This window comes from Paraburkholderia steynii (assembly GCF_900100565.1).
Classification (GTDB): domain Bacteria; phylum Pseudomonadota; class Gammaproteobacteria; order Burkholderiales; family Burkholderiaceae; genus Paraburkholderia; species Paraburkholderia terrae.
Genome location: NZ_FNDI01000005.1, coordinates 275854 through 294461, shown reverse-complemented (window position 1 = coordinate 294461; position 18608 = coordinate 275854). Strand labels below are relative to the sequence as shown.

Here is an 18608-nt window from a genome sequence, read left to right as displayed (position 1 = left end):
GATAGATACAGCATGTCATTTACGACGGGCAGTCTCTTTCACCACGAATCGGTGAAGCTGGCCGCGCTGTATCTTGATCTTGGTGACTGGAGGTCTGTTCGAGACAAAGTCATCGCAGAAAATTTGCTGCAGACCAGAACACTGAATACGCTCAAGCGAGTCTGCCGCGAGGTCATTTCTCGGATTAGGACGCTGAGCCTAGGTGAACTTGAATTCCTGATTGATGGAAGCCACCAAGAGCAAGCCTACCTGCTGTGGCTCGCCGTTTGCCGTCGGTACAGATTTATTGCTGATTTTGCCGTCGAAGTGCTTCGAGAGCGCTACATTACACTGAAGAGTGATCTCACCCATGAGGAATTCGATTCCTTCTTCAACCGGCAATCTGAGTGGCATTTGGAACTCGATGCGGTCACCCCGACAACACGAGACAAATTGCGGCAGGTTCTGTTCAAGATGCTTCGCGAGGCCGATCTTTTGACGGCCAACAACATGATCCACGCTGCCATGCTCAGCCCAAGACTGTTGGACCTGATCCTTCAAGGCAGCCGCAGGGATGTTTTGTACTTCCCTGCATTTGAATCCGATTTGACGGGGATAAAGCCGTGACAGCAGATATAGCCAGAATGCCGATGCAAGACAGATTTCAGCATCTCTTCGCAGTGATCTCGGGTCAGCGTTTTCTCCACAAGCAAGGTCTCGGTAATGAAGTCCCGTTCTTCATCTGTCCTTTCAAGCCGGAAGAGTCCGTCGAAATGGAGCGGCTCCAGCGTCAGCTGGTCAATCGACTTGAGCAGGCTGGGGTTCGGATTTTGGAAGTCAATCTGTATGACCTTTCGATAGAAATCCTCAAGGAGCGCGACATCTGGGACCAGATTGTCGAGATGGAGGATTCTGTCTCCAAAGAGCAGCTTAAGGAGCTCCTGCAAGGTGTGCTCGACCCTGAAGCGCATCTTGTTCCTGCCATTGCGGCCAAGTTGGCAAGCACCGATTTCGAGGTTCTTTTTCTGTCAGGCGTTGGTGAGATTTTCCCCTACATCCGCTCGCACAACGTTTTAAACAATTTGCAGAGCACGGCGAAAGAAAAGCCGACCATCATGTTTTTCCCGGGAGCCTACACCCACTCCCTGGAGTCCGGGGCGTCGCTCGATCTCTTCGGAAAGCTTCATGACGACAAGTACTACCGGGCATTTAATATATTCCACTGCGAAGCATAAGAAAGAGAAGCGTGATGACTCTTAAGACCATTTTTAGCAAGCCAGTTAACCGCCCGATTGAAGGAGTCATCAAAGCTGACGATGAAGCCAGCCTTCGCCTCGAGATTGAAGAATACGTACTGACAAACGAAGTCGAGAAGCGGCTTGAGTCCTTTCTGGATGCCTACAACAACTATGAAGGTGCCAATGGGGTTTGGGTTTCCGGTTTCTTCGGGTCCGGTAAATCCCATCTGTTGAAGATGCTGGCGCTCTTGCTCGAAAATCGGCAGATCGACGGCGCCTCGGCTCTTGACCTGTTCCTTCCGAAGTGCGGCGACAATGAAATCCTGCGCGGCGATCTCAAGCGCGCGGTCTCGATCGCTTCGAAAAGCATTCTGTTCAACATCGACCAGAAAGCGGATGTCATCAGCAAGACCCAGATCGATGCGCTTCTCGCTGTCTTCGTTAAAGTTTTCGACGAGATGTGCGGTTACTACGGCAAACAGGGGCACATAGCTCAGTTCGAGCGCGACCTCGACAGCCGGGACCTCTATGAGCAGTTCAAGTCGGTCTATGAGTCCACAGCGGGCAGAACATGGCAAAAGGGGCGCGAGCAGGCCCTGCTCGAAGCGAAAAACATCGCCAAAGCCTATTCCCAGGCAACCGGTAGTGATGAGACATCCGCCTTGGGGATACTCGACAAATACCGCAGTCAATACCGTGTCTCCATCGAAGATTTTGCGGAGCAAGTGCATGCGTATATTGAGCGGCAGACTTCAGATTTCCGTCTGAACTTCTTTGTCGATGAGGTTGGTCAGTACATCGCCGAAAACGTCAAGCTGATGACCAACCTCCAGACCATCGCCGAGAGCCTAGCCACCAAATGCCGGGGCCGCGCATGGGTCATTGTGACCGCACAGGAGGACATGGCGACCGTTGTCGGCGAAATGGGCAAGCAGCAAGGCAACGACTTTTCAAAAATCCAGGCGCGGTTCGCTAATCGCATGAAATTGACCAGCGCCGACGTGGCGGAGGTTATCCAGAAGCGTCTGCTCACGAAAACCGAAGAAGGCGTTCGTCTTCTGTCGGACATTTATCACGCGCAGTCCAACAATTTTAAGACCCTGTTCGACTTTGCCGACGGCTCGCAAACCTACCGGAATTTTCAGGATCGGGATCACTTCATTCACTGTTATCCGTTCATTCCCTACCAGTTCGCGTTGTTCCAGTCGGCCATTCAGAATCTGTCGCAGCATAACGCCTTTGAAGGCAAGCATAGCTCGGTGGGCGAACGCTCCATGCTGGGTGTGTTCCAACAAGTGGCGATCGAGATTGGGGATCACGGAATCGGCCAGCTGGCGACTTTCGATTTAATGTTCGAAGGCATTCGGACCGCGCTGAAATCCAATATTCAGCGAGCCGTCATTCAGGCAGAACGCCATCTTGATGGTCGCTTCGCGATCCGGCTGTTGAAAACGCTCTTCCTGGTCAAGTACGTCAAGGAGTTCAAGCCGACCGTTCGCAACCTGTGCGTCCTGATGCTCGACGGCTTCAATCAGGATCTGCCCGCACTTAAAAAGTGTGTTGAAGAAGCCCTCAGCCTCCTGGAACAGCAGACCTATTTGCAGCGCAATGGCGAGCTCTACGAATACCTGACCGACGAGGAAAAAGACGTCGAGCAGGAAATCAAAAACACCGAGGTGGAGTCCTCGGATGTTGCGGTCGAGCTTGAGAAGATCGTTTTCGACCACGTCATCAAGCATCGGAAGATTCGTTACGACGAAAGCGGCCAGGACTATCCCTTCTCCAGAAAGCTCGATGATCGGCTGCACGGGCGGGAGTACGAGCTGGCGATCCATGTTATTAGCCCGTTTCATGAAAATGCCGAAAGCGAGTCCATCCTTCGGATGCAGAGCATGGGCAGGGACGAACTGCTGGTCCTGATGCCTGCGGATGAACGCCTCGTTCGCGACATTCTCATGTACAAGCGGACGGAGAAATACATCCGTCAGAACATCTCGATTACGCAACAGGAGGCGGTGAAACGCATCCTGACCGACAAGGGTTTCCAGAACCGGGAGCGATATGCCGAGCTGCAACTGCGCGTTCAAAGCCTGATGGGCAAGGCCAAGTTGTTTGTTGCAGGTTCCGACATCGAAATCGGTTCCGAAGATGCACAAACCCGGGTGCTGCGCGGATTCCACGAGCTCGTTTCCCGTGCCTATCCGAATCTTCGCATGCTGCGAGGAGTCGCCTACACAGAGGAAATGATCAAGACAATACTTAAAGATAAGAATGGAACTCTCTTTGGCACGGATACAACCGTACTTGCGGAATCCGAGCAGGAGCTGTTGGCGCTTATCCAGAGCAACAACCGGGGTGGCGTGCGTACCACGCTGAAAAGCCTGTTGGAGAGGTTCGAACGCAAACCCTACGGCTGGTACTACGCCGCCGTGCTTTGCGTCTTGGCCAACCTGTGCACTCGCGGCAAAGTCGAGGTTCGCACCGACGGCAACCTGCTTGAAGAGGACGAGCTGGAACGGGCGCTGCGCAACACCCATGGACACGGCAATGTGGTGCTGGAGCCCCAGGTCGAATTTACCGCATCGCAGGTCCGCGCCCTCAAGGAGTTCTTTGAGGACTTCTTCGACGCACCGCCCCGATCCAGTGAAGCAAAGGCACTCGGCAAAGAAACCGGCAACGCGCTCCAGGAGCTCATGCATCAGCTCACCCCGCTGGCGGCACAGGCATCCCAATATCCGTTCCTGAGTGCGCTGACTCCGGTGCTTGAGAGGCTCAAAGATCTGACCGGCAAGCCCTATACCTGGTATCTGACCGAACTTACCCGCCTGGAGGACGCGCTGCTCGATATGAAGGAAAGCGTCATCGATCCTGTGCGGAAATTCATGAGCGGCCCACAGAAAGGCATCTTCGATAACGCCCGTAAGTTCGTTCAAACCCAAGAGCCCAACTTCGCCTACATCGAAGGCAGCGAAACCGCACAGGTGGTCGCCAGCTTGACCGATCCGGAATGTTTCAAGGGCAACCGCATGCAGCAGGTTAAGACGCAAGTCGAAACCCTGCAGGAGAAGGTCACCGCGCAGATCGAGGCCGAGATCGCCAAGGCACAGGAGACGGTCGTTGCTCTTAAAGCCCGTCTCTGTGGCATGGCTGAATTCGGCGTACTGAACGGCGATCAGCAGGAGCAGATCACCGGTCCGTTCGACAAAGTAAAAGCCGACATCGAGCGTCAGAAGCTGATTGCCGTCATTCGTGACACCCTGCGCCGGTTTGAGGAAAGCGACTACCAGCGGCAGCTTTCGCAGATGACATCCTGGGCGCAACCTGCACCTGCACCCGAGCCTGTGCCGGAACCTGGAGAAGCCGTTACGCCTGATGAGGGTACGAAGCCCTCGCCATCTGCTAAGCCGGAACCGCGCATCGAGTATGTGCCCAGCCGCGCAGTGAAGGTCTCTTTCGATAAAGCCTGGCTGGCCGACGAGACCGACGTGGAACGCTACCTGGAATCCATGCGCGAGGCGCTGCTGAATGAAATCCGCAAAGGGAAAAGGATTCAGATCTAATGGAAACCGCAAAACTAAAAAAATTCGCCCAGTTCGCCCGGCGCAGCCTGCTGGAGCAGGTCTCCGCCAAGCTGAAACTGGTGCTCGCAGAAAACAGCGCCGCCCGGCGTGAACGAGCCGAGGCCGTCAAGAAAGTGGAAGAGGCGATCAAGAACCACGGCAAGGAACAGGTCATTGAGCGGGTGGCCTACATCTGGTTCAACCGTTTCTGTGCCCTGCGCTTTATGGACGTGAATCGTTACACGCGAATCGGCGTGGTGTCGCCCGCCGAGGGGCAGTTCCAGCCCGAGATTCTGGCCGAAGCCAAGATGGGCCATATCGATGAAGCGATGGTGCACGACCAGGTCCGGCAACAGATCTTCGCCCTGCTCGATGGCAAAGCGCCCAGCCGCGACCCGCAAGGTGAGGCTTACCGCCTGCTGGTGGTGGCCGCCTGCAACTTCTGGAACAAGGCGATGCCTTTCTTGTTCCAGCGCATCGACGACTACACCGAACTGCTGATGCCCGACGACCTGCTATCGGGCAACGCCATCCTCGCCTATACCCGCGAGGCGTTGACCCCGGATGCCTGCGAGGATGTCGAGGTAATCGGCTGGCTATACCAGTTCTACATCTCCGAAAAGAAAGACGCGGTATTCGAGGGGCTGAAGAAGAACCTGAAGATCACCCCGGAAAATATCCCGGCCGCCACCCAGCTCTTCACCCCTCACTGGATCGTCCGCTACCTGGTGGATAACTCCCTGGGCCGCCTGTGGCTCCTCAACCGGCCCGGCTCACGGCTGGCAGAGCAGATGGAGTATTACATCCCGCCAGAAAGGCCGGAAACGGATTTCCTCCGGATCAAAGGCCCGGAAGACATCAAGGTGTGCGACCCCGCCTGCGGTTCCGGCCACATGCTCACCTATGCCTTCGACCTCCTCTACGCCATCTACGAGGAGGAAGGCTATGAGCCCGCAGAGATCCCCGAGAAGATCCTCACCCACAATCTCTATGGCATCGAAATCGACGAACGCGCCGGGGAACTGGCAGCCTTTGCGCTGACCATGAAGGCTCGCGCAAAGCAGCGTCGGTTGTTCAATAAGGGGGTCAAGCCGAACGTTTGTGTGCTGGAGAACATCACGATCGCACCCGGAACACTGGACAAGTACGCAGAGGCTTTTGGCCGTGAGGTGTTCACGCCCGCGGTGCGCGAGACACTACAACAATTCACCGAGGTCGATAATTTTGGCTCGCTGATCATCCCGAAACTGCAAAACCCTACCCCGGTGCTCGCCCAGTTGCGCACTTTGCATGAACGTGCGGGGGCGGCGATTGGCAGCCCAGATGCGCTTACTGGAGACGAACAAGCCCTGGTCAGCACACCCAACTTCCGCAACGCCATTCGCGCGTTGGAGCAGGCCGAATACCTCAGCCCGCGCTACGCGGTGGTCGTGGCCAACCCGCCGTACATGGGCGGCAAGGGCATGAACGGGCGGCTGAATGCGTGGGCAAAGGAGAACTACCCCGATAGCAAGTCCGACCTGTTTTCGATGTTCATCGAGCGCAATCTGGATCTGGGGGCACAGGGTGGCGTAGTCGCCATGATCACCATGCAAAGCTGGATGTTCCTGTCCTCATTCGAGGCCTTGCGGAGCCGCATTCTCAATCAGCACACCATTCTGTCCATGGCACACCTGGGAGCGCGAGCCTTCGACAGCATCGGTGGAGAAGTCGTCTCGACCACGGCCTTCGTGCTCGAAAACGCCCACAAGCCAGACTACAGGGGTGCCTACATGCGACTGGTGGATGGCAACTCGGAGGCGGAAAAGATGGAAATGCTTGCCAAGGCCACCGCACAAGGCAGAGCGGCATGATCAGCAGCTTCCATCTCAAGAACTTCATCGCGTTCACCGACTTGGCCATCGACTTCTCGCCGGGCGTCAACATCATCATCGGTGAAAACGGCACGGGCAAAACCCAGCTGCTCAAGGCCATTCTCGCCTTGTGCGGGCGGGAGGCTCGTGCGGATCGTGCCGGAGAACAACTCGCCCACAAGCTCTGCCGGCTCTACCACCCGCTCGGCGGGCAAGTCGGCGAGCTGCGCCGTGCCGGCACACGCGGGGATGCAGTATTCAGCGCCACCTTTGCGCTGGGGCAACAGATCACGGCCCGATTCAGCGGCACTGCCACCGAAGCTAAGGTCAGTGCTGGCAATGGAGGTGACGTTGCTGCAGCCATCTTCATTCCGACCAAGGAAGTGTTGTCGTTGGTGCGCGGTCTCACCGCCGAGCAGCCGGATCAGCCCACCATCGAGCGCATCTTCGACGATGGCTATCTGGACCTGGCTCGCCAGCTCATCAAGGAAGGGGCCGATGATTTGGATGCTAAGGTCCAGCTTGATCCGCGCTTTGGCAGCATCGTGCCCCGGCTCGCAAACCTGATCGGCGGGCGCTACGAACTGCACGAGGGGCGATTCTGCTTCCAGGCCGGCAAGTACGTCGAAAAACTAGGTAAAAGCAGCTCGGCAGATAAAGCCGCGCAAAGCTTTCAGGACTCCACGCTGCAGTTTGTGCCGACCAAGGCACGGCTGGTTTCCAGCACGATGACCGCCGAGGGCTTCCGCAAGATCGGTGTACTGCAACGCCTGCTGAGCAACGGCAGCCTCAACCCCGGTACGGCTGGCCCGCTGTTGTGGGACGAGCCCGAATCCAACCTCAACCCCAAGCTGATGAGGGATCTCGTGTTGGCCTTGCTGGAACTCGCCCGCAACGGCCAGCAGGTTATCCTCGCCACCCACGACTACGTGCTGCTCAAGTGGTTCGATCTGCTGATGGACAAGGGCAAAGGTGATCAGGTGCGTTTCCACGTGCTGTCGCGTGAAGAGGAAACCGGGCAGGTACGCCGAGACAGCATGGACGACTACCGGGCCATTGAGCCGAATGCCATCGCCGACACCTATAACGAACTGACCAGGGAGCAAGTCGCCCGCAAGATGGGAGGCTTGGGCAAATGAAGCTGCGCGAGCGTGATCTGGAGATCGACTTCACCGATGCGATCGACGCCATCGTCTTCGATCAGATGAAGTCAAACAAGCCGAACTACCACGGCGTCGCAGAAATGCACCGCGTCGATTTCGTGGTCGAACTGGAAAAGGCGATTCTCTTCGTCGAAGTCAAGGACCCAGGCAACCCCAGGGCGCAAGCCGAAGGGCTGGAAAAATTCTACGGAGAACTGCGGAATGGCACGCTGGGTGACACCTTTGCTGCCAAGTTCATCGACACCTTCCTGTACCGCTGGGCGGAGGATCTCCTGCACAAGCCAGTGCACTACATCAGCCTGGTCACCTTGGAAGACAGCGAGCTGCTGCCCAATTTCTCGGACGAGATCGCCAGAAAGCTGCCCCCGAAGGGGAAGGTCATGCCGCGTTGGAAACGTCAATTGGCAGAAAACTGCCAGGTTTTCAACATCGACCTGTGGAATCAAAGTTTCCCGAAATGGCCAGCGATGCGCATCGCGCCAGCGGAAATCGCCTAGCGCCAGGGGAGAGGACGCCATGACCATCAATACGCTCAAAACTCGGGACGACCACCGTGCTGTCCCAGTGCAATAGCTACCTGCGCACCGCATCAGCGACGACCGCGATCAGGAACTGGTGCACAAGTTGGTGCCCGACAACCTGCGCGGCCTGCTGCGCGACTTACCCTCGCTGCCCACTCGCCATGCTATTTTGCTCGTTTGGGCGTCAGAACTGCCGGTGCTCGCGCATATGAATGCGCTGCCTGAGCGGCATCGTCCGAAGTCGGACGACCCGGATTTCTGGGGAGTGTGGTCAGGGCAGGACAGCAAGGCGAGGCAGTCGTGCGCGCGGTGGATTGGCAGGCGATCGCAGATGACTGGCAGCAGATCAATGCGCCAGTCGAGGAAGAAGATTTGGAGAACAACGATGAGTAATAGCCAAGCCAGCAAGGCCGAGCAAGGCACAGAGGAATATTTCTTCCGGGCTTCACCGGCAGATTTTGCAAAAATTCCGGGAAGTCCGATCGCCTATTGGTTGCCCCAACCAGGAATAAACGCCTTCTCTTCAGGTCGACTGGAGGAGGTTGGAAAAACACGTCGCGGCTTGCAAACAGGCGCCAAAGATCGATTTATCCGCTACTGGCATGAATGCAGCAGAGACTCCTCTGAAATGCGCTATTTGCCAAGAGACGAGGCTATTGAAAGCAATGCCAAATGGTTTATGTTTAATAATGGCGGAGACTTCAAGAAGTGGTATGGCAATCTGGATCTGGTAGTTAACTGGGCGGGCAATGGAAGTGAGATAAAGGCATTTGACGGGTCAATTATCCCGAGCGAAGATTTATACTTTCAAAGCGCTGTCAGTTGGCCTCGCCTGACATCTGGCGAAATCGCTTTTAAGCTACACCCAGAAGGAGTTATCCCTGGAGATCTTTCGCCGTGCTACTACTCCGAACGAACTCTGACAGAGCTCGGGTATCTTAATAGCAAGTGCCTTAACTACTTTTTGAAAGCGATCAACCCAACTGTTACCTCTCCGGTTGGTGATGTTGCCAAGGTCCCAACTCCAAGGTTGGAAGAAGACCTTGAAGCAACCATAAGAGCAAGAGTTGATAGGTTGATTGAGGTACATAAAGCCGACTGGAACTCCTATGAGGCTTCGTGGGATTTCATCGGCCTCCCGCTGTTGCGTCCCGATTACCGCCAGCCCACGCTCAAGGCCAGCTATCAGAATCTGCGTGCCCACTGGCGCGAGATGACGCTGGAAATGCAGCGCCTGGAGGAGGAGAACAATCGCATCTTCATCGATGCCTACGGCCTTCAGAACGAGCTTAAGTCCAAGGTGCCGCTCAACGAAATCACCCTGACCTGCAACCCGCACTACCGCTACGGCAATGACAAGAGCGAAGGCGAGCTGGAGGCGCTGCTGCTGGCCGATACCATGCGCGAGCTGGTTAGCTACGCCGTGGGCTGCATGTTCGGCCGCTACAGCCTGGATAAGCCGGGGCTGATTCTGGCCAACCAGGGCGAGACGGTGGCGGATTACCTTGCGTTGGTGCCGGAGCCCCGCGTGTCACCCGATGAAGACAACGTGATCCCGCTGCTCGACGGCGACTGGTTCACCGATGACATCACCCAGTGTTTTCGCCACTTCCTGCGCGTGGCATTTGGCGAGGGGCACTACGAGGAAAACCTCCTGTTCGTCGAGCAGGCGCTGAACCTCAAGGGCAAGCGTAACTACAGCATCCGCGACTACTTCCTGAGCGAGTTCTATGCCGACCATGTGAAGCGCTACAAGAAGCGCCCCATCTACTGGCTGTTCAGCAGCCCCAAGGGCAGCTTCAACGCACTGATCTATATGCATCGCTATCGTCCGGATACGGTCAGCGTGGTGCTCAACGACTATCTGCGCGAGTTCCGCGCAAAGCTCACTTCGCACAAGAACCATCTGGAGGCGGTGAGTATCAGCGCCAGTGCCTCCCAGACCGAAAAGACCAAGGCCCTGAAGGAGATCGAAAAGATCACCAAGGTGATCGCGGAGATGGAGGGGTACGAGCGCGAGGTGCTTTACCCGCTGGCCACCGAGCAGGTGGAGATCGACCTCGACGACGGCGTGAAGGTCAACTATCCCAAACTCGGCGCGGCCTTGAAAAAGATCGTCGGCCTGGATGCTGCAGAGGATTAAGGAGCGCCATTGATGGAAAACCGCATAGCCGAGGCCCTGACCAAACTCTTCGACCGGCACAGGATCGTGTTCTGGTACGACGCCAAACAGGAGTTGCGCAACGACTTCGAGGCGCTTCAGCTTCTCGGCGTCGAGAAGCTGGAGCTGATCAACAACGAGTACGGCATCAAGTACAGGCTGCTTCGCGAGCAACCGGAACAGAAATTCCTGCTCTACCGTGAAGGGCCTCAGCCCGCCGATCTGGAAAACTGGTTGCTGGATGTGCAACTAGCTCACGGGGAATTCCGCACCGACCAGGTGGCCATCTGGCTATCCGAACTGGAGTTCGGCTTGGAGTTCGCCGATTTGGTCCAGGCCCATGTGGAGTTTTTCCAGGCGAACAAGCGCAAGGACGCCCTCAAGAAGCTGCTGAAAGCCGATGACACCGCCGGGCAGATTCGCCTGAAAATGCTTGCCGTATGCAGCGGCAGCGAGCCGCGCATGGACGCGGTGGTGGAAAGTCTGCTGCAGGAGCTGGCCGATGGCCGGGACGAGAAGATCAAGCTGGTCGACCGGTGCAGCCTGGACGGTTTCCTCTGGGAACAGATGTCCCGCTGCTACGGATACAAGTCCGACGAGCCGGGCATTCGCGACTTCGCCATCGAGCTGTTTAAGTCCTGCTACGCCATGGGCACCGACGGCCAGGTGAAACTGACCGGCGATGCCCTGGTGTTTCTCAAGCGCTGGAAGGACAGCCGCCAGTTCGAAGGCGGCTTCGAGACACTCTCGGGAGAATGCGCCGAGGTCCTTGGGATTGAGCATGATCTGGGCAAGCGTGATTTCCGCGAGTTGATCGAACTGGATTATTTCCGCCTGATTGACCAGAAGATCATCAGCGACCTAGTGCGGGCGGTGGCATCCCGCACCGCCTCCAGCGGTGACGTAGCAATCTGGGTTCGACAGCGGCGACAAGGCCACTGGTATCGCGAATATCGCCACTTGTATGAGGCGGTCGATTATGCCGCCCAGTTTACCCAAGCCCTAGGCGAGGCCAATCTCGCCATGGAGAGCCTGGCTGAAGGAGTGCAGCGCTACAGCCGGTTCTGGTATCAGCTCGATCAGCTTTACCGTAAGTTCACCTACCACGTGCGCATGTCGGGACAGGCGTCGCTGATGGGCACCCTGACCGACCAGGTTGAAAACCTCTATTCCACCAACTTCCTGCTAAAGCTTGGCGATCGCTTTCAGACCTTTGTGGATGCGGCATCGAAGTGGGAAGCTTTCCCCGTGTGCGGGCAGAGGGAGTTTTTCGAGAACTGGGTCCAGCCGTTTCTGCGCAAGGAAAACAAGGTCTGTGTGATCATCTCCGATGCCATGCGTTACGAGATCGGCGATGAGCTGCTGAGCCTGATTCGCCAGGAGGACCGTTACAGCGCCGAACTGGAACCGGCGCTTTCGATGCTGCCCAGCTACACCCAGCTCGGCATGGCGGCACTGTTGCCCAACAAAGAGCTGGTGGTTGCCGACAACGAAACCGGCACCGTGCTGGTGGATGGGCAAAGTTCCCAGGGTACGGTTAATCGCACCAAGGTCCTGCAAGCTGCCCTGAATGGCCGTGGTGAAGCCATTACCGCCGAAGATTTCATGCAGCTGGATCGGGATGGTAGCCGCGAGCTACTGAAACGCAACGACGTGCTCTACATCTACCACAATCGCATTGACCATACTGGCGACAAGATGCATTCGGAGGGGCAAGCCTTTGAAGCCGCCGAGCAAACGCTGGGCGATATTGTCAGACTGGTGAAGAAACTGACCGCGGCGAATGCCAACAATATTCTAGTCACCGCCGATCACGGTTTCATCTACCAACATCGACACCTAGACGAGAGCGACTTCGCCAGTGTCGAGGCCAAGGGCGAGGTGATTCTGTACCGAGACAGGCGTTTCGTGCTCGGCAAGGGGCTTGCCGAGACATCCAGCCTGCGCAAGTTCACCCCCGAGCAGCTTGGTCTTGCCGGTGCGGTGGAGGTGCAGATTCCCAAGTCGATCAACCGCCTGCGCCTAAAGGGTTCCGGCAGCCGCTTTGTGCATGGCGGCGCGTCCTTGCAGGAGGTGGTGATCCCGGTGCTTAAAATCAACAAGAAGCGCCAAAGCGATGTCACCGCCGTAGAGGTGGACATCCTGCGCGGAGCCAGCTCGGTGATTACCTCCGGTCAACTGGCGGTTACCATGTACCAGGCCGGGCCGGTGACGGACAAGATCCAGCCGCGTGTGCTGCGAGCTGGCATCTACACCGAGACGGGCGACCTGATCTCTGACAGCCATGATCTGACCTTCGACCTGAGCTCGGACAACCCCCGGGAGCGGGAGTTGCAGGTGCGCTTTGTGCTGACCCGTAAGGCTGATGAGGCCAACGGCCAAGAGGTCATTCTACGGCTGGAGGAAAAACACGCCGGGACTTCGCATTACAAGGAATACAAGTCGCTCCGGTATTTGATGCGGCGCTCATTTACCAGCGATTTCGACTTTTAGAGTAGGGGAGACCGATGAACGAGCTCGACCAGAAAATCAACGCACACTTCCCGGGACTCGTTGTCCGTAAGGATCTCGTCAAGACAGTCAAGGGCAACGCGATCGTTCCCTCCTACGTGCTGGAATACCTGCTGGGACAATACTGCGCCACCAGCGATGAGCCGACCATCCAGACAGGTATCAAAACGGTCCAAGAGATCCTCGCGAAGCATTACGTGCACCGGAATGAAGCCGGGTTAGTCCGCTCGAACATCAAAGAAAAGGGGCGCTACAAAGTCATCGACAAAATCAGTGTCGATTTGAACGACGATAAGGATGTCTATGAGGCGCGGTTCTCTAATCTGGGTATCAAAGAGGTTCTTGTTGATTCGGGAACAGTGAAAAAGCACCCCAAGCTCTTGGTCGGCGGCGTGTGGTGCATTGCTGATCTGGAGTATGAGTTTACCGAAGACAAAAGCGCCAGACCTTGGATCTTGTCGACCCTCAAGCCGATCCAGCTCTCTCATTTCGATTTCGACGGATATGTTGAGGCCCGCAAGCAATTCACCACTGAGGAGTGGATCGACCTGCTTGTGCAAAGCATCGGCTTCAATCCAGAGATGTTCGGCAAACGCAGCAAGTTGACCCAACTGGTCCGCCTGATCCCGTTTTGCGAGCGCAACTACAACCTGATCGAACTTGGCCCCAAGGGGACTGGAAAATCTCACATCTACTCGGAATTCTCGCCTCATGGCATTTTGATCTCCGGCGGCGAGGTTACGGTTCCCAAGTTGTTCGTGAACAATACATCCGGAAAGATTGGCTTGGTCGGTTACTGGGATTGCGTCGCCTTCGACGAGTTTGCTGGAAAGCAAAAGCGCGTGGATAAGGCCTTGGTCGACATCATGAAGAACTATATGGCCAACAAGTCCTTTTCACGAGGCGTCGAGACGCTGGGCGCGGAAGCGTCCATGGTGTTCGTGGGCAATACCCAGCACACTGTGCCTTACATGCTCAAGCACTCGGACCTGTTTTGCGAGCTGCCGGAAAAATTCTACGACTCCGCGTTTTTGGACCGCATCCATTTCTATATCCCAGGCTGGGAGGTCGACATCATTCGGGGCGAGATGTTCTCCGACGGCTACGGATTCGTGGTGGACTACTTGGCCGAGATCCTTCGTTCGTTGCGCAATCACGATTACTCAGACCGCTACAAGGAGCACTTCTCCCTCTCTTCCGATATCTCGACGCGAGATCGTGATGGCATCAACAAAACATTCTCCGGCTTGATGAAGATCCTTTTCCCGCACGGGGGGGCGACCGAGGCAGAGATCGAGGAGCTGCTACGGCTTGCGATTGAGGGCCGCAAACGCGTCAAAGACCAACTGATGCGTATCGACTCCACCTACGGTAACGTCCGCTTTACTTATCTGGGCACTGATGGCCAGGCCGAGCCTGTCACCACGCTCGAAGAGGAGGAATACCCCAGCTACTACCACAAGACCATCGCCGGGGATGAGGACAGGAAAAGCCTAGAAGCTGCGCTACCGGGCTCACCCAAAATGTCATCCGAACCACTGACACCAGCCGAGCCCGTCCTGAAGGAAAAGCACCTCACATTCCAGGAGAACCAGAAGGGCCTGTCCTTCGACACATTGCTCGGTCCTTATCTCAGAGGGGCGACCGCACTCACGATCACTGACCCGTACATTAGACTCTTTTATCAGATGCGCAACTTCATGGAATTTTTGGAGACCGTAGTCAAGTACAAGGCTCCGGACGTGGAAGTATCCGTGCATCTGGTCACGACAGAAGACGACTTCAAAGGTGAACAGCAGAAGGAAAACTTCAAGAAGATGAAGGAGTCCGCCAGCGCGGTGGGCATGAACTTCACCTGGGAATTCGACGGCACTGGCACTATCCACGCCCGCCACATCGTAACGGACCAAGGCTGGAAAATCTCCTTGGATCGCGGCCTCGACATCTTCCAGCATTATGAGATGAACGATGCCTTCACCTTCGCCAATCGGCTGCAGCAATACCGCTCATGCAAGGCATTCGAGGTGACGTTCATCAAACACAAGCCGAATGGAAATGAGCTGGGGTAACGTGAGCAGTACATCGGCGTCACTGACCCCATGGTATTTAGAGCACCCCAATTGGCTCCAGATTGCAGCTACTCGGTTACGTCAGCAGTGTGAGCTTACTGATAAAGACGTCTCTGAACTCGCAGGCCTGTGCCAGCGCTACGGCGCTGCCCGCCATACTATCCATCCCCGTCGCCCGGCTAACGACGACATTGCGCCCGAGTAGGGACATAGCATATCTGCTGCGTTGCAGCAATGCAGTATGACGCGTGCGAGGCCGCCAGACCGGTCGGTAAGAGCGAACAGTTGGGGGTAACTCTGGGGGTACGTTTGCAATGTGGATCAATAAATTGCTTAATTATCAATTGGTTAGTTTGGTGGTTTAATAGTCATCCGCGCACCTGGAAGGGCCCCGAGGTCTTCCATGCAATCTTCGAAGCTTGCATCCCCACCCCTAACCCACTTCATTTCCACAACATTCCCTTACAACCTGCGTAAGCATGGAACGTTCTCGTTTGCAACGGTTCCTACGTCACGTATACCCCGACCCGACACCTTGCGACCCGCAGCGCCGCCAAAACCGCGCTACCCGCTCAGCACTTTGCCAAAAGAGCCTTTCGAATGGATCCGCACCGCCCGCGTTCTATCGAAGTGGATTTTTTCCGCGGGATCGTGCTGATCGTGATCGTGCTCGACCACATACCGGGTGGGGTGTTGCAGCACTTGATGTTGCACGCATACGCCCTATGTGACTCAGCAGAAGTCTTCGTATGCCTCGGCGGCTACGCTTCAGCCGCAGCCTACGGCGCGGTCCTAAGCAAGAAAGGCGAAAAGGCAGCCCACAACCGCTTCTACAGACGTTGCTGGGAGATTTACCGCGCCTACCTGCTAACAGCGGTCCTCACCTTACTCTCAGGCGCGATCCTGCAGCTACTGCAACTGAACCGTCCAATGGTCGACCTGACAGGCTGGCCACTATTCGCGGCAGCCCCAATCAGAGAAGCGTTCGACATAGCAATCCTCAGACGCCAGCCCTACCTATCAAGCGTCTTACCGATGTATGTGATCTTCGCAATCACCGTCCCCTTCGTCGTCCCACTAGCCCGCAAAGCCCCGCTTACCGCATTAGCAGCGAGCATCACGACTTGGGCGTTAGCAGTACCCCTAGCCAAACTCTTCGCCATAGACGACGTCAGCGACTGGGCTTTCAACCCTTTCGCCTGGCAACTGATGTTCGTGATCGGTATCCTGTGCCGTGAGCGCCCGGTTTCAGATCAATTCCTGGAATCAAAACCCGGCCGCTGGCTAACAAAAACAGCAATCACAGCCGTGCTAGCCTTCGCAGTGGTGAAGCTTTTCATCCTGACCCATCCGCTCCCTGGCCACCTGAAACAGAACTTGTCGATTGAACGCGTGATCAACTTCCTTGCCATCGCCTGGCTTGCCGTCGTCCTTGTCCGCGCCGGCACCATCGCGAAACTCGCGCAAAAAGCGCCAGCCGTCATCAAGGTCGGGCAGACGGGGTTAGTGTGCTTCGTCGGCGGCACGCTGATCTCTCTGATCGTCGACACAGCGACGCCGCACAGCATCCACGGCCTGACCCACGGTCTCGCAGCGCTCGCCGGCGACCTCCTGGCGATCACCGCCGTGCTGCTCCTCGCGCGTTTCTGGAGGGAATGGAAGGGCCCGACGCAGCCACGCGCCGCCGTCAGCGGAGCCGACTGCCGATGAAGCGCGGTATCGCATGGCCGCGTGCGGCGCTCTGGCTAGCACGCACGGCGCTCCTATGCTGCGCTGCGAGCGCAGCAACGGCGGCAACACCCGAAACCCAAACACCAACCGCCCCAAAACAACCCCCGTTCGCCACCCGCTGCACGGACCTAAACGACCTCTGGCTAGACGCCGAAACCATCGCACTCCCGACCCACGGCGCCCACGTCGAATCCGCAACCGTAATAACAGCCCAAACCCCCGGCAACGGCGCAGGCGAGTTCTGCCGCATCACCGGCGTCATCCGGGCAATAAAAGGCACGACACCCGACATCCGCTTCGACCTGAACCTTCCACGTCGCTGGAACGGCCGCGCGTTGCAGGTCGGCGGCGGCGGCTACAACGGCACGGTCGTAACGGGCATCGGCGTGATGCCGTTCTCGCCGATCCGCGCACCGCTTGCCCAAGGCTACGTAACCTTCGGCGACGACTCCGGCCACGTCGGCAACTCATCGCTCGCGGTATTCGGACTTGTCGATGAAGCCGTCGTGAACTTCGGCTACGCGCATCTGAAGAAAACCCACGACGCGGCCCTCGCGCTGATCGTGCGCATGTACGGCCATCCACCCGACCGCATGTACTTCGCGGGCGGATCGACGGGTGGCCGCGAGGGCTACACGGTAATGCAGCGTTTCCCCGACGACTACGACGGCGTAATCGCCGATTCCCCCGCGCTCAATTTCTCAGGCGTGCGCCTGATCGGCATACGCCTCGGCCAGGCCGAATACGCAACCCCCGGCGGCTTCGTCCCACCCGCGCTACTCGAACGCGTCTACCAAAAGTCCCTCGAAGTCTGCGACAAGCTCGACGGCGCGACGGACGGCATCGTGAGCGACGTCTCCGAATGCCGCCAGCGCGAACCCGAGATCATCGATGCGCTGCGCTGCCATCGCGGCACGTCTTACGCCCACGAAGGCGGCTGTCTAACGGACGCACAACTATCGACACTTAACATCCTGCGCGACGGCCTCAAACTGCCGTACAAGCTCGCCTACGACGTCAGCGGCTACCACGGCTACAACGTCTTCCAGGCCACACGCCTGAACGGCATGCTCGGACTCGGCCGCGACCCGGCGCGTCAAACATCGCCGACCTTCACAGGCAACGGTTATCTGTTCGCACAAGCTGACGGCTACATCCGCTACTTCGTCACACAAGACGCCACCTTCGACTCAATCAAGTTCGACGTACAGCACCCCGGCAAATACCAGAAGCAACTGCTCACGCTATCGCAGGTCATCGGCGCAATGAATCCCGACCTTGGCCGCTTCATCGCAAGAGGCGGCAAGCTGATCACGATGCAAGGTCTCGCCGACGAAGTCATCAGCCCCAACCAGACGATCGCCTACTACGACCGCCTCGTCGACCTATACGGCGACGAGCGCGTGAACGCCTTCATGCGTCTCTACATGGTGCCGGGCTTCCAGCATGGCGGCGGCGTGTTCATTCCATCCGTCGATCTGCTCGGCGCACTCGACAGCTGGGTCACGCGCGGTGTCTCTCCTGAAACGCTGCTCGCCACCGACATCTCCCCGCCAACCAACGGCCGCTCGCGTCCACTGTGCCGCTATCCGATGTACCCGCGCTACCTCGGCAAGGGCAATCTCAACGAAGCAAACAACTTCGCCTGCAGCGAACCTTGAGCGTCCGCTGGTCAGATGAAAGCGCCCGTCACGAAGCCATAAAAACGCTGTCGCGCACCGCACATTTCGGCCCTCATTTCACCCGCAATCACGCAGCGCCCCTGTAGTATTGGGCGATCATCCCGCAAGGCGCTGCTATCTGCTGTCATCACACGCCTTCC

The 18608-nt window shown here is 57.1% G+C and carries 11 protein-coding genes; all 11 read left to right on the top strand.

Translation table 11 applies throughout. The annotated features are described in order from the left end of the window. Window positions 1-12 precede the first annotated feature (12 nt). The 11 genes from BLT65_RS12250 (at window position 13) to BLT65_RS12195 (ending at window position 18447) form a co-directional block, all read left to right on the top strand. Entirely contained in the window at window positions 13-606 is a 594-nt protein-coding gene (locus BLT65_RS12250) for a DUF1819 family protein (protein WP_244186483.1), read from the top strand. Beyond that, window positions 603-1214, top strand: a complete 612-nt coding sequence (locus BLT65_RS12245) for a DUF1788 domain-containing protein (RefSeq protein ID WP_208545761.1) — start codon at window positions 603-605, stop codon at window positions 1212-1214. Before BLT65_RS12250 ends, BLT65_RS12245 begins: the two co-directional genes overlap by 4 nt. A 14-nt stretch (window positions 1215-1228) precedes the next feature. Then, on the top strand, window positions 1229-4777 hold the full coding sequence (brxC, locus tag BLT65_RS12240) for a BREX system P-loop protein BrxC (protein WP_167306478.1): 3549 nt from the start codon (window positions 1229-1231) through the stop codon (window positions 4775-4777). Next, window positions 4777-6630: a BREX-1 system adenine-specific DNA-methyltransferase PglX gene (pglX, locus tag BLT65_RS12235; RefSeq protein ID WP_091778017.1), complete on the top strand. Its 1854-nt coding sequence runs from the start codon at window positions 4777-4779 to the stop codon at window positions 6628-6630. Before brxC ends, pglX (BLT65_RS12235) begins: the two co-directional genes overlap by 1 nt. Next, window positions 6627-7769, top strand: a complete 1143-nt coding sequence (locus BLT65_RS12230; RefSeq protein WP_091778015.1) for an AAA family ATPase — start codon at window positions 6627-6629, stop codon at window positions 7767-7769. Before pglX (BLT65_RS12235) ends, BLT65_RS12230 begins: the two co-directional genes overlap by 4 nt. Further along, on the top strand, window positions 7766-8290 hold the full coding sequence (locus tag BLT65_RS12225; protein ID WP_091778013.1) for a hypothetical protein: 525 nt from the start codon (window positions 7766-7768) through the stop codon (window positions 8288-8290). Before BLT65_RS12230 ends, BLT65_RS12225 begins: the two co-directional genes overlap by 4 nt. A 130-nt stretch (window positions 8291-8420) precedes the next feature. Beyond that, entirely contained in the window at window positions 8421-10457 is a 2037-nt protein-coding gene (gene pglX / locus BLT65_RS12220; RefSeq protein WP_208545760.1) for a BREX-1 system adenine-specific DNA-methyltransferase PglX, read from the top strand. 12 nt (window positions 10458-10469) lie between these two features. After that, complete coding sequence (gene pglZ / locus BLT65_RS12215) at window positions 10470-12968, top strand: BREX-1 system phosphatase PglZ type A (protein WP_091778009.1); 2499 nt, start codon at window positions 10470-10472, stop codon at window positions 12966-12968. A gap of 14 nt (window positions 12969-12982) precedes the next feature. After that, window positions 12983-15055: a BREX system Lon protease-like protein BrxL gene (brxL, locus tag BLT65_RS12210; RefSeq protein ID WP_091778007.1), complete on the top strand. Its 2073-nt coding sequence runs from the start codon at window positions 12983-12985 to the stop codon at window positions 15053-15055. Window positions 15056-15655: 600 nt separating this feature from the next. Continuing rightward, on the top strand, window positions 15656-16765 hold the full coding sequence (locus tag BLT65_RS12200) for an OpgC domain-containing protein (RefSeq protein WP_091778002.1): 1110 nt from the start codon (window positions 15656-15658) through the stop codon (window positions 16763-16765). Next, window positions 16762-18447: a tannase/feruloyl esterase family alpha/beta hydrolase gene (locus BLT65_RS12195; protein ID WP_091778151.1), complete on the top strand. Its 1686-nt coding sequence runs from the start codon at window positions 16762-16764 to the stop codon at window positions 18445-18447. Before BLT65_RS12200 ends, BLT65_RS12195 begins: the two co-directional genes overlap by 4 nt. Window positions 18448-18608 lie beyond the last annotated feature (161 nt).

What these genes read in the sequence shown, in the direction of transcription:
- BLT65_RS12250 (WP_244186483.1), top strand. Translation starts at nt 13, where the DNA reads ATGTCATTTACGACGGGCAGTCTCTTTCACCACGAATCGGTGAAGCTG.
- brxC (WP_167306478.1), top strand. Translation starts at nt 1,229, where the DNA reads ATGACTCTTAAGACCATTTTTAGCAAGCCAGTTAACCGCCCGATTGAA.
- pglX (WP_091778017.1), top strand. Translation starts at nt 4,777, where the DNA reads ATGGAAACCGCAAAACTAAAAAAATTCGCCCAGTTCGCCCGGCGCAGC.
- BLT65_RS12230 (WP_091778015.1), top strand. Translation starts at nt 6,627, where the DNA reads ATGATCAGCAGCTTCCATCTCAAGAACTTCATCGCGTTCACCGACTTG.
- BLT65_RS12225 (WP_091778013.1), top strand. Translation starts at nt 7,766, where the DNA reads ATGAAGCTGCGCGAGCGTGATCTGGAGATCGACTTCACCGATGCGATC.
- pglZ (WP_091778009.1), top strand. Translation starts at nt 10,470, where the DNA reads ATGGAAAACCGCATAGCCGAGGCCCTGACCAAACTCTTCGACCGGCAC.
- brxL (WP_091778007.1), top strand. Translation starts at nt 12,983, where the DNA reads ATGAACGAGCTCGACCAGAAAATCAACGCACACTTCCCGGGACTCGTT.
- BLT65_RS12200 (WP_091778002.1), top strand. Translation starts at nt 15,656, where the DNA reads ATGGATCCGCACCGCCCGCGTTCTATCGAAGTGGATTTTTTCCGCGGG.
- BLT65_RS12195 (WP_091778151.1), top strand. Translation starts at nt 16,762, where the DNA reads ATGAAGCGCGGTATCGCATGGCCGCGTGCGGCGCTCTGGCTAGCACGC.